We start from the raw sequence: 15010 nt of genomic DNA on the forward strand, positions 1-15010 counted from the left end.
TTCCGAAACTTTGACAACTTTAAAAGAAGGATTTTGATTGCCTTGAACATCAAAAAGGAGAGAACCAATCTGATTCTCTCCAGATGTTAGCTTTTCATCTACCCACTACAGTTGACAAAGAGCCCTAAATCATATCTATAAAAAATACTAGGCTCAGAGCCTAGCATCTTTTAACTATTTTCAATGTGCCAAATAGTCTTCCCATATACTATCAAATTCCCTTAAAGAGAAACTAAAACTCGCTTCTTCTTCAAGAAAACGACTAATCTCATCAAAATCATCTGACTGTTTTGGAAAATCATATTCATCAAAGGCCAATTCTGCTAATATAGCTACTGGAGTATTACTCTTGGGGTGTCGTTGGGTCATTAACCAAGCATAAAAAGGACGCCTCATCTTATTTTTCCTTCCTCATTTTAAATAGACGATGTTGTCTAGAAAACCATTGAACTAAAATAAGCAGGATCAATATAATCAAACTCAAGAAAACCAAGACTACAATCATTCCTTTTTCAGATAAAAAATGCCCTTGATTTTTTTGACTTGAGGTAGATTTTTCATCTACAAGTTTATATCCTCCCCAAAATGTTCTCTTTAGAGGATGAACGTTAATACCATCTCTTTGTTCAATCTGATCAGTTAAGGTTTTCAAACCATTCTCTATCACTAGTTGATTGCCATTCACACGCCAGGTCGCTTTTTGACCCCTAGCAATTGTCCCCTTAACAGGCTTATCTAAACGATACATCTTACCGTCAATCTCATGATCCCCAGATTTTAATAGCGTTTTATAGGTATAGTCCTTATATGCCTTTTCAATCAAAGCATTACCAAAAGGATGACGATAATACTCTCCATTTTGGTCTGACCAATCACCAACGCCCATAATTACGCTAATCACCTGTTGCCCTTTACGGTCAACGGTAGCAATATAATTAAACGCACCACGAGGACTAGAACCAGTCTTCAAACCAGTAACTCCATCAATACCATACTTTGCACCTGGCAGAGAGTAGTTATACGTTTCAAAAGTCTCCTCATAAGGTGTTCCTTCTTTGACTGTCACGACTGGGTCTTTGGTGTGCTTTAAGATAGCAGGGTAGTTTTTGATAAAATTATAGGTCAAAATAGCCATATCACGAGCTGTCGTCTGGTTTGCCGCATAATTATCATAACGTAGGGGTGTGTAATAGCCATTAAATGAAATGGCTGCAGCACCACTAGCATTATTCCAAAGAGTATTTGTCATGCCTAACTCTTTAGCTTTAGCATTCATCATATCCAAAAAAGCATCCGGATCATCATTTGATAAGTAATTAGCCAACATGATTGTTGTCGCATTAGATGACGGGACTACTGTCATGGTGATCAATTCTCCAACAGTATAATCAACTCCTGCAACAATCTTATTGTTTGAAATCGCATAGATGCTAGCAATAGCTTGATCTCTAGGTGTTGCTTGGATAATAGTCTCTTCTGATAACTTTCCCTGTCCAATAGCCTCATAGACCAAATAGAGTGTCATCAACTTACTCATACTAGCTGGATCTCTTATTTCGTCAATATTATCTTGCCATAAGATATCTCCTGTCTTACCATCAACCACTAGGGAAGATTTTGGGCGATTAAAATCATTGACTTCATAACCTGCGTCTCTTGTTATATCTAACAATTCATCTGCCTTAACTGGCACCAGATGGAGTAACAAGGCTAAAATCCCTAACACGACGATACATTTTCTTTTCACACTTTCCCTCCGCCTCTTGTATGTCTATTTCTATTCTAGTATAGCATATTTAGATATTGGGTAGCAACAACACAATTATTCTACAAGCTCTGTGCCTATGCTATCTTGTTTAATCTTGCCTGCTTTCATCAATCCACCCAATGCTTTTTTAAATTGCCCTTTAGAAATCCCAAAAGTCGCTTTAATTTCATCAGGAGATGACTTATCATTCAGGGTCATAAAGCCTCCTTGACTTTCTAGGTAAGTCAAAATCATTTGAGCGTCGTTTTCTAACATTTCAAACGATCGAGGTTTTAAAGATAGGTTAAGAGTACGATCAATGTCACGATATCCAATCACTCGTACGGTTAACTCTTCTCCCAAACGTGGCTCATTAAAGCGCTCACTAGGATGAATAAAGCCAAGCATATTGTTATCAGGGAGATAGACAAACGTTCCTGATAATTTCAAGCGATACACAATCGCTCTCAAGCTCTGATTGTTCATGTTGTCATAGGCACGACCTGCCATTTTTTGAAACACATGAGGTTCTGCAGGCAAGGCCCAGATACGATCCTTCTTGTCCACTGTCAAAGTCACATAGAGCTTATCACCTTTTTTAGGCCAAAGCTCCTTTAATTCTGGGAGAACATCTAAGGAAACAACTACTTCCTTATCAGGAAGACCAACATCCAAAAAAACACCTAGATCACGACGAACTTCTGTCACTTTCCCCCAACCAAACTGATTACGGCTAAGCTTTAACGTATCAAGACTGGTCATACGAAGCTTTTGCTTGCTATCTAAATAAGCCAAACCTTGAATCATATCACCAATCCGATGTTGTCCCTCTTCTTTAAGAATAGCAAAGGTAAAGCCATCTTTTTGGGCAAAGTAAAAACGGTCATTCTCATCAGTCACTAAGGCTGTGATGTGATTTGCTAATAAATGGTTCATATCATTCTCTTTCTTTTTTATATTAACGTATCTGATGAGTAGGATTTTCCCAAAATGACTTATGAAAAAGACCCAGATTGAAATGACTTCATCAGTTTTACTAACAGGTAGCATTCAGAAAAAAAGACAAACAGGTGAGCTGACTAGAACTCTCTTGTTCATCTCTTTTCGTTATATCAATTACACAGACAATAATTCTTTTTCCTTGTCCGCAGTCATCGTATCAATTGTCTTAACAGCATCATCTGTAGCTTTTTGGATATCTTTTTCCAATCCTTTTAATTGATCTTCTGTGATTTCTTTGGCTTTCTCAGCTTTTTTAGCGTCATCCATAGCATCACGACGGATATTACGAATGGCAATTTTAGCATTTTCACCAACTTTTTTCACTTCTTTTGCCAATTCACGACGTGTTTCTTCAGTAAGAGCCGGAATCACCAAACGCACAACAGAACCATCACTAGCAGGTGTGATGCCTAAATCTGAAGCATTGATAGCACGTTCGATTTCTTTCAAAACAGACTTGTCAAAAGGCGTAATCAATAATACACGTGCTTCTGGAATAGTGATTGAAGCCAATTGATTAAGTGGTGTCAGTGCACCATAATATTCTACTTGAATGCGGTCCAATAAACTAGCATTAGCACGACCAGCACGAATGCTAGCAAACTCACGTGCTAATGATTGATGTGAATGCTCAAAACGCTCTTTGGCTTTAGCAATGATAGTTTCAGTCATAATTTACGTCCTCTTTTATTATTTATTTGTAACGGTTGTTCCGATATGTTCACCAAAGACAACACGTTTAATATTTCCTTCTTCATTCATATTGAAAACAACCAAGTCAATGTCATTATCCATTGATAAGGAACTTGCTGTCGAATCCATAATTTTTAGACCTTGTTTTAATACTTCCAAGTGGGTCAATTCATCAAATTTCACTGCATCGGCATTTTTTCTCGGGTCATCATTATAGACACCATCAACCCCATTTTTAGCCATGAGGATGGCATCAGCATCAATCTCAGCAGCACGTAGAGCTGACGTTGTATCTGTTGAAAAATAAGGAGATCCAGTACCAGCAGCAAAAATCACAATACGGCCTTTCTCCAAGTGACGAAGAGCTCTTCCTCTGATGTAGGGCTCAGCAATTTGCTGCATATTGATTGCTGTTTGAACTCGTGTATCGACACCGTACTGTTTCAAACTATCTGCCATTACCAGAGCATTCATAACAGTACCTAGCATACCAGTATAATCAGCAGACACGCGATCCATACCTGCAGCTGCAGCTGGTTCACCACGCCAAAGATTACCACCACCAATGACTAGAGCAATCTGAACACCTGAACTGTGAACATCTTGGATTTCCTTAGCAATTTTCTGCACTGTAGGAAGATCAATTCCAACACCTCGCTCACCAGCTAAGGCTTCACCTGATAATTTAATCAAAACACGGTTATATTTTGGTTTTAACATATCTACACTCCTTATGTTATCTTTAATATTCTACCACAAATCAGAGACAAATAAAAGCAGAGTTTATCAAATTTAAACTGCTAATGCCAATTAAGAATATCCGCTTAAAGGCTATTTATTAACCTTCCTATGTTTATGTGATTAGCCAATAGAGCAATAAGAGATGAAGCGGGTAAAAGGAATGGTAGAATAAACTCTCCCATTTACCAAAGCGAATGGAACGATCATCGTAAAAATAGATGAGAAATGAAGCTATAAATAGACTGTTTTTTACCCACCAAAACTCATATAAACTAAAGGGTAGTAAGGCATTGATGGTAGAACTAATACTTAGAGTAAACAACATCGTCATCATAAAACCTGATAAGCCATAATCCACATTCAAATATTCCATCAAAACTGCGAAAGCAAGAGACAAAATGACTAATAGTATCTGTTTATCAAACTGCTTCCATTTTTCTGCGATGAGTAAGGCAAGACCGACAAAAAAGAAATTCCAAATGACATTTTGCCTATTCATATCAAACCAAATATTCTCACTAATATCAAATGGTATTTCAGAAATCACTGCTAAAACAAATAAGTGCTTAACCAGTTTTGATAAACTATTAGTCTTATGAAAACTCAAAGCCATTTGAAAGGCGAAAAGTGGAAATGCGATACGTCCAATAGCTCTCAAGATAAGCACTTGATCAAAAAGAGTAGGGTCAACTGTTGTCAACCTATCACCAATATGATCTACTAACATGGTAACTAAGGCAATCATTTTTACAGTCCGTCTATTGATAATTTTTAGTGTCATAGATAAGTCTTTCTTTATTATACGAAAAAACCCTCACAGGCGTGAGGGTTAGTGTCATATTACAATGAACTTGTATCAACCTTGATACCAACACCTTGTGTTGTAGTGATTGAAAGGTTTGTAATATAAGTACCTTTTGCAGTAGCTGGCTTAGCTTTAACGATCACTTCATGGAAAGCCTTGAAGTTTTCAACTAGCTTGTCTGCTTCAAATGATACTTTACCGATAAGTGCTTGTACGTTACCTGCTTTATCTGCACGGTATGTAATTTTACCACCTTTTGACTCTTCAACTGCTTTAGCAACATCCATAGTTACTGTACCAGTTTTTGGGTTTGGCATCAAGTTACGTGGACCAAGTACACGACCAAGACGTCCAACAACAGCCATCATATCTGGTGTCGCAATAACAACGTCAAAGTCTAACCAACCACCGTTGATTTTAGCGACAAGATCATCTTCACCAACAAAGTCTGCACCAGCAGCTTTTGCTTCTTCTGCTTTTGCACCACGTGCAAATACAAGAACACGAGATGTTTTACCAGTACCGTTTGGCAATACCATTGCTCCACGGATTTGTTGGTCTGCTTTACGAACGTCAATGTTCAAGTTGTAAGAAACTTCTACTGAAGCATCGAACTTAGCGAAGTTTAATTCTTTTGAAAGAGCTACAGCTTCTTCAACACTGTAAGCTTTTGTGCTGTCGATTTTCTCAAGAGCAGCACGTAATTGTTTGCTTTTTTTAGCCATGTTATATGTTCTCCTTGTAAATGTGGTCAATCTTAGATGAAGGTTTCATCTGAAAGATATTTCGGGTGGATAAACCGTACTTAGTCAGCTACAGTGAATCCCATTGAACGTGCTGTACCTTCAATCATGCTCATAGCAGATTCTAGGTTAGCGGCATTCAAGTCAGGCATTTTTGTTGTTGCAATTTCTTCGATTTGTGCACGAGTTACTGTCGCAACTTTAGTTTTGTTTGGTGTACCTGAACCTTTTTCAACACCTGCAGCTTTTTTTAATAGAACTGCTGCTGGAGGTGTCTTTGTGATGAAGTCAAATGATTTGTCCTCATAAACAGAGATAACAACTGGGATAATCATACCAGCTTGGTCAGCTGTACGAGCGTTAAACTCTTTAGTGAATCCCATGATATTGATACCTGCTTGACCAAGTGCTGGTCCAACTGGTGGAGCTGGAGTAGCTTTACCTGCAGGAATTTGCAATTTTACAAGTTTTTCGACTTTTTTAGCCATTTTAAAAATCCTCCTGTTGTGGTTTTGGCGGTAATTAAGATTTTTACCTCCCACAGTTATGCTTTAGAGCATACTAGATAATTATAACATACTCTGGTTGTTTTTCAAGCATTTTATCTTCCTTTTTGATTTATTTTTACTCTTTATCACTGCTAACCTCAAAAAAGTTTACAAAGACAACGATTAAGGGTAAAATAAGGTATATGATGACCTATAAATTAATTGCTCTATCTTTTCTACTTACAACACCCATTGTCGCTCAGATGATATGTCGTATTCTCCACCTGCATCATTTCCGGATAGCAACGCCTGATATTGCTTGGCCGATTTTTGCTATCCAAATCGTCTTGTTGTCAAATTTATTTTTTGAACATAACTTCTTGCCACATTATCTTTTGATGATGTCCTTGTTAACCTTATTTGTTAGTATCGGCAATCTCATCAAGTCCAAAACCTTCATCTACAAACGTTTTTTCAAATTATTTTGGCGACTAAGTTTTATCGCTACAGTTTTATTTTACCTAGCAACTGTCTTAGTTATTTTTATAAACAAATAAAATAGCTAAGCCTAAGTAATCTGGAAAAACAAGGTTTTTGAGTTTTAATATTCCCTATAAACTAAGAAATTAAAAGCAAAAAACGAACAAAACTAGGATTCTGGTAATCAGAACTTGATTTTGTTCGTTTTTTCTACTTTAGATTTGAGTTTGATTTCAACCTTTTTCCATATCAATAAGTATCATCACTGAGTCTGAAGAACTTTTCTAGGTTTTGTCCCTTCAGCTGGTCCTATGACACCTGCTTCTTCCAATTCCTCCATCAATCGTGTCGCTCTATTAAAACCTACTGATAAACGGCGTTGAAGCATTGAAGCACTTGCTTTTTGTGTTTCTATAACGAGGCGTTTCGCTTCTTCAAACAATGGGTCACCGTCTGAGCTACTAGAACCAGAAGAACTATTCACGTCAGTGTCGTCAATATCCCCTGGCTCAAAAGTCTCATCGTATTCAGCATCTGCTTGGCCTTTGATAAAATTGACAATACGTTCAACATCATCATCTGAGATAAAGGAGCCTTGTAATCGCACAGGATGATTTTCATCAATCGGCTTAAACAGCATATCGCCACGCCCCAATAGTTTTTCAGCCCCATTTTCATCCAAAATCGTCCGACTATCTGTACCACTGGAGACGGCAAAGGCAATACGACTTGGCACATTGGCTTTAATGAGTCCAGAAATAACATCGACAGATGGGCGTTGAGTGGCTAAAATCATGTGAATGCCCGCCGCACGTGCCTTTTGCCCCAAACGGATAATAGAGTCCTCAACTTCCTTACTCGCAACCATCATCAAGTCTGCCAGTTCATCAACAATGACGACAAGTAATGGCAGCGGAATTTCTTTCTCTTGCGACTGGCGATTAAAGGTTTCAACTTTAGCATTGTATCCAGCAATATTACGGACACCAACCTTGCTAAACAATTCATAACGATTTTCCATCTCATCAACCACTTTTTGAAGAGCTTTACTTGCCTTACGTGGATTGGTCACTACTGGAATCAGCAGGTGTGGAATATCATTATAAACAGATAATTCAACCATTTTAGGATCAATCATCATAAACTTGACTTGGTCTGGTTTGGCCTTCATCAAAATACTGGAAATAATGCCGTTAACCGCTACTGACTTACCAGAACCTGTTGACCCTGCTACCAACAAATGTGGCATACGTGCCAAATCAAAACTTCGAGTCGTGCCATTAACAGCTTTACCCAAAGGAATTTCCAAGAGATTATCAGGATTGGTCTTAGCTTGCTCCCATAACTCTCTAAAGCTCACCGTTGCAATCTCGGAATTAGGCACCTCAATGCCAACCAAAGATTTGCCTGGAATAGGCGCTTCAATCCGAACGTCTTTCGCTGCTAGAGCAAGAGCTAAATCATCAGCAAGATTTGAAATCCGATTGACACGCACACCAACTGCTGGTTTAATCTCATATTTGGTCACTGACGGTCCTATCTCAGCCCTCTCAACAACCACCTTTATCCCAAAACTAGCAAAGGTTTCTTCTAAAATACGAATATTCTCCCTGACAATCCTCTTTTCCTTATTCTGATTTTTAGGTTTATCTGGTGCAAATAAATCTAATCCCGGTAGCTGATAGTTCAAATGACGATGTGGTGTGAAATCCACCTCAACTATATCTTCTTGCTCATCATTCACAGCATCAACCGAAATAGTATGAGAAGACACCTTGGTAGGTTGTTCAAAAACATCTAAATCATAAATGTCCTCTTCAGGCTCTTGCCTTGTCTCATAGCTAATAATTTCAGGCTCAGTGATAACAGTAGTATCTTCAAGAATCTCTCCTGTTTCTTCATCAACAGTGAATCGAGCTAAAGCTTCCTCCTCTAACCTTTCTGCTTCTCTCTGAGCTTTTTCATCTTTCAAACGGCGTAATTCTTCTTGACGGACAAAACGCTGCTGTTTCCTAAGCTCCCTCTTATCACGGAAGTTACTGTAATGAGTGCTAAAAAAGGTCATCACATCATCAATATCCCAAGGACTCATGATAAACAAGCCCAAGATGATAAATAACCCTCCTAGCAAGAAGCTACCGATATTGGATAACAGAAAAGCGATTGGTTTGTAAAAAAGAGCCCCAAACATACCACCTCCAGTAAACAACTTGGTACTACCTGAGGTTATTTCGCCTAATAATAAATTGAACGTTGTCCCTATCACTTCCTTATCTTTGACATGAGAAAAAGTGAATAGGTAAGCATGCCATTCCAAGAGTAGACCTATCAACAAAACAAAGAAACCAACAACCAATCCTTCAAATTTTTTCAGCCATTTTGCAAGTAATAGATAAGCAATGACCGCAAAAATCATCAGATAAGCTAGGCTACCAAAAAAGAACCTAATGAGGTTATAAACAAGAATACCCAGTACACCTAAACGTAGGGCAGCAAAAAATAGGATAAAGACAGTCAAACTAGTCAATAGCCATCTTTTAATTTTTCTTTGTTTTTCTAACTCTGCTTTCGTTGGACGGCGTGTGCGTCCTTTCTGTTGTGTTTTATTTGCCATAGTCCCATTATACCATAAATCAAACTGGAGATTTTGGAAATGACTAAAGCTGACCACACTTTTTTCTAATAGCAAAAAGTCGCCTTTCATGCTAAAATAGTTCTAAGAGAGGGGACAACTATCAGCCATCATCTATTAGACAGATTTAGGAGAGACTATGAAAAAGAGACTTTTAATAGGTTTGACAAGTTTATTGCTACTGAGCGCTTGTCAAAAACCGGAAAATTCAACAACACAAACAGAATCAAACACGACTACTGTAAGTAATCAGCAAGAACAAGAAAAACTCATTGCTGAGCGCATTGCTAGACTTAATCAAGCTGATTTTCCTCAACTGACGACTGAAGTAGCAGACAATGAAGCTGTCGTCAAAATTAAAACAACAAAGGGGGATATAACACTCAAGTTATTCCCAGAACAAGCTCCTTTAGCTGTTGAGAATTTCATGACACATGCTAAAGAAGGCTACTATGACGGCATTATTTTCCACCGTGTCTTGAACGATTTTATGATTCAGACTGGAGACCCTGAAGGTAACGGAACCGGTGGACAATCTATCTGGCAAGGCAAAGATGAAACTATTGATAAGGGACATGGCTTTGCCAATGAAATTAGCGACTACCTTTACAATATTAGAGGCTCTCTATCTATGGCTAATGCTGGACCTGATACTAACGGTAGTCAATTCTTCATCAATCAAAACAAGACCAATCAGGCTCCTCGCCTAAATCCTCAATTTGTTCCAGCTAAAATTATTGAGGCCTATAAATCTGGAGGCAATCCTCATCTAGACGGTCTTCACACTGTCTTCGGTCAGGTCATTGAAGGTATAGAAATTGTTGATGAGATCGCTGCTGTTGAAACAAACGAACAAGACAAACCTATTGAAGATGTTACCATTAAAAACATTGAAATCGTTAAAGATATCCCATTCAAATAAAATATTTTCGAAATCTTAAAACTAAAAAAACAAGAACTGCTCTTAGCTGTTGCCACAAGTTGGATTAACCATCTAACTGATTGTGTGCCATTCAGCGCTAGAGAGTATTCTTGTTTTTTATTATGCGGATTTTTGTTTTAATAATAGAGGTTTCATAAGTTGAGTAATTAGCATATTAAGCAAGAAAACTAAAAAACCTATAAAGGCACACGTGCCTGCTACTGTCAAATCAAAATAAATCGCCAGGAAATAACCTAAGGTCACATTCATAATCGCAAATAAGCCAGCTAAACCTAACATGGTCGAAAAATGCTTAGCCCAAAATAAAGCAGTCATTGCAGGCGCTACCAAAAAACTAATGACCGAAATAGCACCAACAGCATCAAATGAGACTACAATTGTAAGGGAAACAAGAGACATTGTTAGCAAACGTAATGCCACGAGTTTGATCCCTACTAGACCAGCCATACTAGCGTCAAATAAATATAAAGCTAGACGTCTCGACGTTACTAGGATGAATAAGATAACTAATACAAAAATAGCAATGCTTTTAATCAAAGCAACAGGAAGACTGACAGAGAAAATAGTCATCCTGTACAATGGTGCAAAAATCACCTCGCCAAGTAAAACCATATCCATGTCTAAATGAACATTACGTGCAAAAACAGAGATTAAAATAACAGCAACCGCAAAAAAGAATGAGAAAACCAAACCCGTTGCCGCATCATAAGCTAATTTTTGTGTCGTCAACCACTCAATACCATAAACCGTGAAAAGACCAAATACAGTAGCACCAACCATCAAAAATGGAGAATCCAAATCATGAACCAGAAAGAAGGCCAATACAATTCCGAGTAATACCGAATGGGAGAGAGCATCAGCAACTGGTGATTGATTGTTGACCACCAACAAACTCCCCAAAAGGCTACACGATAAGCTGACAAATATTAAAATTAACAAAACTTCAGACATGACGATTCTCCTTTTTCACATAAGTTTGATAAACAAAGGATACAAGTAATATCAACATCATCACTACAATGATACTTGGTCCAGTTGATAAACCAGATAAAATCGAGCTAACAAAGGTTCCTGTAAAGGCCGCTAAAGAACTTGATAAGGCTGCTAATAACAATGTTTGGCGGTAATGTTTACCCCACAAAAGACCAATACTTGCTGGAGCAATTAAAAAACTACTCATCAAAATTGCACCTACCAACTTAAGACCAACCGCAATCAAACTAATCATCATCAATCTTGTCAAATGATTGAGTAATTTGGCTGATACTCCTATGGTTTGTGCAAAAATAGTATCAAACAAATAGACTTTATAAGATTGGTAGAAATAGGCAAATAAAGATAAGATTATCAGTGAAACAAACACCACAAGGATAACGTCGTCTTTCTTAATAAACGCCGCTTGACCAAATAGATAGACACCCAACCCTGCTTGACTAGCTCCTTGGAAATAAGGATTACCTTGAATGAACTGTTTCAAAATCATACCTAAACTGAAAAAAGAAACAGAAACCAAGGAAAGGCTATTCAACAACGTATGCTTGGTATAACGTGATATGAGATAAACTAAACCATAAGATAGGTAACCCGAAGCTATAGCTCCTGACATCAGCAAAAGTGGATGTCGTGACTGGAAAAGCATAAATGCAACAATGACACCTGGATAAGAGGCATGACCTAAGGTATCACCAATTAAACTCTGCCGCGTCAAGACAGTGATTGTTCCAATCATACTAGAGGCTAGAGCAAAAACAATTGTTCCTAAAGCTACCGTCCAAAATGAATAATCAAAAAGAATATGACTCATAGTGAACCTCTCTATGCTAAATCAAAAAGTGATAATTCTTGAACAGTACGGTAGGTACGTTGATAGTTCTCTTTTGTTAGGACATCTTGGATATAACCATGATCAACCACAGACTGATTCAGCCATACCAAATAATCAAAATAGTTTTCCAACGTGTGCAAATCATGGTGAATCACAACAGTCGTCTTACCTTCTGCTTGAAATTCCTTCAATAAGCTCATGATAATATTTTCTGTACTGATATCGATACCCGCCAATGGCTCATCCATGAGGTAGAGGACAGCTTCCTGTGCCAAGGCACGCGCGATAAAAACCCTCTGTCTTTGACCACCGGATAGCTCACTAATTTGTCTATCTTTTAAATCCCAAATGCCTAAACGTTCTAATGATTGACGAACAATAGTCTTGTCCTCCTCGCTAGGACGCTTCAACCAATTTGTAATATGAGGATAACGCCCCATCAAAACAATTTCAAAAACCGTAGCTGGAAATTGCCAGTTAACTTGACTAGCCTGCGGAATGTACGCAACCTTTTGAGCAATCAAATCTGATAACTGAGAGGATTGACCTAATAAAGTCACCTGACCTTTTTGTCTTTTTTCCAGATGCAACAGACTTTTAAATAGCGTTGATTTCCCAGCACCATTTGGACCAACAATAGCTGTAATACTCCCTTTGGGAATAGAAAGAGAGACGTTTTTTAAGGCTTCAACAGCGTTATAAGACACGCTTAAATGGTCAACCGAAACAGCAAATTCTGTCATTTTTTTCTCCTTTAATAACTTCAGTCAATAATAATCGTCAACCATATTTTAACAATACTCTAAACTATCTAAATCTCTTATTATAGCTAGAAACAATGTTTGACCCATTGTAATGGATAGGTTTTTACAATTATTTACAAGAATTATGCAATTAAATAAAAAGATAGAAACTGGGCGCTAGTCCCAGCTTCTTGTCTCATAAAATGATTGATAACGTACGTCTTATTTTAAATGCTCAACAATAAGGTTGATATTATGCTTGTACATATCAATGTAATTATCGCCAAATTCACCTTCTGGTGCTAGAGAGTCTGAGAATAATTCCATTCCTTCTCCACTAACAACTTCAACACTACCGCCTTTAGCTGCAACAGCTTCTTTCAATTTTTCCATGCGTGCTGGGTTTGTTGTTGATTCTGTAAAAATAGCTTTAATATTGTGCTCAATGATAAGATTAACGGTGTCAATCATATCGCTGTTAGCTACTTCTGAGTCTGTACTAACGCCTTGCGGAGCATAAAGCGTGAAACCGTATTGTCTTGCAAAGTAATTGAAGGCATCATGCGGTGTAACGAGGTAGTGGCTTTCTGTTGGGATTTTTGATAATTCTTCTTTGTTCCAAGCATCTAGCTCATCTAACTCTTTTAAGTAAGCTTTGGCATTATCAGCAATTTCTTGCTTATGTTCTGGAAGAAGTTTTTGTAATTCTTCCGATGCGACTTCAACGGCTTTTTTATAAAGTGTGATATCAAACCAGAAATGAGGGTCAGTAATGGTTTCCCCATCCTCATCCATTTCATTTAAGTCTGACGCCACAAAATTTTTAGTAACTGCAACACCTGTTTGCTCTAAGGCATCAACCATTTTTCCTTCAAAATGCAAGCCATGATATAACACTAAATCAGCATCTTGGAGTTTTTTCAAATCACTTGACTTAGCTAAATAAAGATGTGGGTCTTCACCAGCAGGAATGATGAGCTCACGCGTCACATAATCATCTGCAAGAACTTTCACCATATCATCAAGAAAAGAGGTTGTTACTGTTACCACTGGTTTCTCAGAGCTTACTTTGCTTTCTTCTTTCGTCTGAGCACCACAAGCTACTAATAAAACAAGAGCTACTAAGCTAAACACTGCTGCAATTGTTCTTTTTAACATTGTTTCTCCTTTTCATTTTTAGGTTTACCTAATTACAATAATAAGAATACCTCACTCGAATTTATTTGTCAATAGATTTTAGGTTTTTTTATTTTATTTTTTAGTTTAACCTAATAATATTTTTTGGAAAGTCCTGATAAAATTTGATATAATGGATAATAGAAAGCGGAGAACTAATATGACACCTAATAAAGAAGATTATTTAAAATGCATCCATGAAATTGGGGAACGACAAATCAAAATCACGAATAAATTGATCGCGGAAATGATGGCTGTCTCTGCCCCTTCTGTATCTGAAATGCTAAAAAAAATGTTGAACGAAGAATGGATTAAAAAAGATGCTAGTTTAGGCTATAATCTGACTACAAAAGGACAACAGACTGTCAGTAATTTATACCGTAAACATCGGCTCATCGAAGTCTTTCTTGTCCATAATTTAGGTTATACTAACCATGATATCCATGAAGAAGCCGAAGTCTTAGAGCATAGTGTAACCGATCAGTTTATTGATCGACTTGAAGAAATGCTAAACTATCCTGACGTTTGTCCACATGGTGGTGTTATTCCACGAAAAGGTCAAAAACTTAAAGAACATTATCTTACCCTATTAGAAACCATTAGCAAAACTGGACATTATATCATCAAGCGTGTTTATGATAACGACTTACTCTTAAACTATTTAAATGATAACGGGCTAGCTATAGGGCAAGAGTTTCATCTCGTTCGTCATGACGATTTCGGCAAGACATGGACCATCAATTTTAACCAAAGAGAATTAACCATCCCCGAGCCAGTCGCTAAGCAACTATTCGTCGAAAGTATAGCTTTGTAAAAAGACATCTGCAGTTGTTGCTTGAAGATAAAATTGAGTTGATAATACAAATAAGGCTCTATAATTTCTGTAGTGGGTAACTCCACCATAGAGATTATAGGGCCTTTTGAGTATCAAAAAGTCCCATATGACCTATAATGAAAAGCAAGCAAACCATCATTAGAAAGACTCATATGGA

General features: G+C 37.6%; 16 protein-coding genes. 3 read left to right on the plus strand and 13 right to left on the minus strand.

The window, feature by feature from the left end; genetic code table 11:
• Nucleotides 1-180: 180 nt before the first annotated feature.
• The 8 genes from ACVRZH_RS09110 to rplK all read right to left on the minus strand — a co-directional run bounded on the left by ACVRZH_RS09110 (nt 181) and on the right by rplK (nt 6219).
• Complete coding sequence (locus tag ACVRZH_RS09110; protein WP_447454980.1) at nt 181-396, minus strand: YozE family protein; 216 nt, start codon at nt 394-396, stop codon at nt 181-183.
• Nucleotide 397: 1 nt separating this feature from the next.
• Nucleotides 398-1732, minus strand: a complete 1335-nt coding sequence (locus ACVRZH_RS09115) for a DUF1958 domain-containing protein (protein WP_447454994.1) — start codon at nt 1730-1732, stop codon at nt 398-400.
• 90 nt (nt 1733-1822) lie between these two features.
• Nucleotides 1823-2683, minus strand: a complete 861-nt coding sequence (locus tag ACVRZH_RS09120) for a CvfB family protein (RefSeq protein WP_447454981.1) — start codon at nt 2681-2683, stop codon at nt 1823-1825.
• A 180-nt stretch (nt 2684-2863) separates the two neighbouring features.
• The gene (gene frr, locus ACVRZH_RS09125; RefSeq protein WP_447454982.1) at nt 2864-3421 is read right to left on the minus strand and encodes a ribosome recycling factor; all 558 of its coding nucleotides are present in this window, start codon (nt 3419-3421) and stop codon (nt 2864-2866) included.
• A gap of 18 nt (nt 3422-3439) precedes the next feature.
• Nucleotides 3440-4162, minus strand: a complete 723-nt coding sequence (gene pyrH, locus ACVRZH_RS09130; protein ID WP_447454983.1) for a UMP kinase — start codon at nt 4160-4162, stop codon at nt 3440-3442.
• A 133-nt stretch (nt 4163-4295) separates the two neighbouring features.
• Entirely contained in the window at nt 4296-4964 is a 669-nt protein-coding gene (locus ACVRZH_RS09135) for a TraX family protein (RefSeq protein WP_447454984.1), read from the minus strand.
• Nucleotides 4965-5023: 59 nt separating this feature from the next.
• Entirely contained in the window at nt 5024-5713 is a 690-nt protein-coding gene (gene rplA, locus ACVRZH_RS09140; RefSeq protein ID WP_447454985.1) for a 50S ribosomal protein L1, read from the minus strand.
• Nucleotides 5714-5793: 80 nt separating this feature from the next.
• Entirely contained in the window at nt 5794-6219 is a 426-nt protein-coding gene (gene rplK / locus ACVRZH_RS09145; protein ID WP_447454986.1) for a 50S ribosomal protein L11, read from the minus strand.
• Between the two features lie 206 nt (nt 6220-6425).
• On the opposite strand from rplK, the gene ACVRZH_RS09150 reads away from it, so the two are divergent.
• Nucleotides 6426-6776, plus strand: coding sequence for a DUF3397 domain-containing protein (locus ACVRZH_RS09150; RefSeq protein ID WP_447454987.1), 351 nt, complete (start codon nt 6426-6428; stop codon nt 6774-6776).
• A gap of 185 nt (nt 6777-6961) precedes the next feature.
• Here ACVRZH_RS09150 and ACVRZH_RS09155 read toward each other — a convergent pair whose 3' ends face one another.
• Nucleotides 6962-9313, minus strand: coding sequence for a DNA translocase FtsK (locus ACVRZH_RS09155; protein ID WP_447454995.1), 2352 nt, complete (start codon nt 9311-9313; stop codon nt 6962-6964).
• A 157-nt stretch (nt 9314-9470) separates the two neighbouring features.
• On the opposite strand from ACVRZH_RS09155, the gene ACVRZH_RS09160 reads away from it, so the two are divergent.
• Entirely contained in the window at nt 9471-10253 is a 783-nt protein-coding gene (locus tag ACVRZH_RS09160; protein WP_447454988.1) for a peptidylprolyl isomerase, read from the plus strand.
• A gap of 120 nt (nt 10254-10373) precedes the next feature.
• Here the strand turns inward: ACVRZH_RS09160 and troD are convergent, their stop codons facing one another.
• The 4 genes from troD to troA form a co-directional block, all read right to left on the minus strand.
• Complete coding sequence (troD, locus tag ACVRZH_RS09165; protein ID WP_447454989.1) at nt 10374-11225, minus strand: Mn uptake ABC transporter permease TroD; 852 nt, start codon at nt 11223-11225, stop codon at nt 10374-10376.
• On the minus strand, nt 11218-12078 hold the full coding sequence (gene troC / locus ACVRZH_RS09170) for an Mn uptake ABC transporter permease TroC (protein ID WP_447454990.1): 861 nt from the start codon (nt 12076-12078) through the stop codon (nt 11218-11220). Before troC ends, troD begins: the two co-directional genes overlap by 8 nt.
• Nucleotides 12079-12089: 11 nt before the next feature.
• On the minus strand, nt 12090-12842 hold the full coding sequence (gene troB, locus ACVRZH_RS09175) for an Mn uptake ABC transporter ATP-binding protein TroB (RefSeq protein WP_447454991.1): 753 nt from the start codon (nt 12840-12842) through the stop codon (nt 12090-12092).
• A 222-nt stretch (nt 12843-13064) separates the two neighbouring features.
• Nucleotides 13065-14000, minus strand: a complete 936-nt coding sequence (gene troA, locus ACVRZH_RS09180; protein ID WP_447454992.1) for an Mn uptake ABC transporter substrate-binding protein TroA — start codon at nt 13998-14000, stop codon at nt 13065-13067.
• Between the two features lie 178 nt (nt 14001-14178).
• On the opposite strand from troA, the gene ACVRZH_RS09185 reads away from it, so the two are divergent.
• A complete protein-coding gene (locus tag ACVRZH_RS09185) occupies nt 14179-14832 on the plus strand; it encodes a metal-dependent transcriptional regulator (protein WP_447454993.1) in 654 nt (217 codons plus the stop codon).
• Nucleotides 14833-15010 lie beyond the last annotated feature (178 nt).

Source organism: Streptococcus fryi (assembly GCF_053206505.1).

Coding starts and splice junctions, on each gene's coding strand:
- ACVRZH_RS09110 (WP_447454980.1), bottom strand. CDS start 396: ATGAGGCGTCCTTTTTATGCTTGGTTAATGACCCAACGACACCCCAAG.
- ACVRZH_RS09120 (WP_447454981.1), bottom strand. CDS start 2,683: ATGAACCATTTATTAGCAAATCACATCACAGCCTTAGTGACTGATGAG.
- frr (WP_447454982.1), bottom strand. CDS start 3,421: ATGACTGAAACTATCATTGCTAAAGCCAAAGAGCGTTTTGAGCATTCA.
- pyrH (WP_447454983.1), bottom strand. CDS start 4,162: ATGTTAAAACCAAAATATAACCGTGTTTTGATTAAATTATCAGGTGAA.
- ACVRZH_RS09135 (WP_447454984.1), bottom strand. CDS start 4,964: ATGACACTAAAAATTATCAATAGACGGACTGTAAAAATGATTGCCTTA.
- rplA (WP_447454985.1), bottom strand. CDS start 5,713: ATGGCTAAAAAAAGCAAACAATTACGTGCTGCTCTTGAGAAAATCGAC.
- rplK (WP_447454986.1), bottom strand. CDS start 6,219: ATGGCTAAAAAAGTCGAAAAACTTGTAAAATTGCAAATTCCTGCAGGT.
- ACVRZH_RS09150 (WP_447454987.1), top strand. CDS start 6,426: ATGACCTATAAATTAATTGCTCTATCTTTTCTACTTACAACACCCATT.
- ACVRZH_RS09155 (WP_447454995.1), bottom strand. CDS start 9,313: ATGGCAAATAAAACACAACAGAAAGGACGCACACGCCGTCCAACGAAA.
- ACVRZH_RS09160 (WP_447454988.1), top strand. CDS start 9,471: ATGAAAAAGAGACTTTTAATAGGTTTGACAAGTTTATTGCTACTGAGC.
- troD (WP_447454989.1), bottom strand. CDS start 11,225: ATGTCTGAAGTTTTGTTAATTTTAATATTTGTCAGCTTATCGTGTAGC.
- troC (WP_447454990.1), bottom strand. CDS start 12,078: ATGAGTCATATTCTTTTTGATTATTCATTTTGGACGGTAGCTTTAGGA.
- troB (WP_447454991.1), bottom strand. CDS start 12,842: ATGACAGAATTTGCTGTTTCGGTTGACCATTTAAGCGTGTCTTATAAC.
- troA (WP_447454992.1), bottom strand. CDS start 14,000: ATGTTAAAAAGAACAATTGCAGCAGTGTTTAGCTTAGTAGCTCTTGTT.
- ACVRZH_RS09185 (WP_447454993.1), top strand. CDS start 14,179: ATGACACCTAATAAAGAAGATTATTTAAAATGCATCCATGAAATTGGG.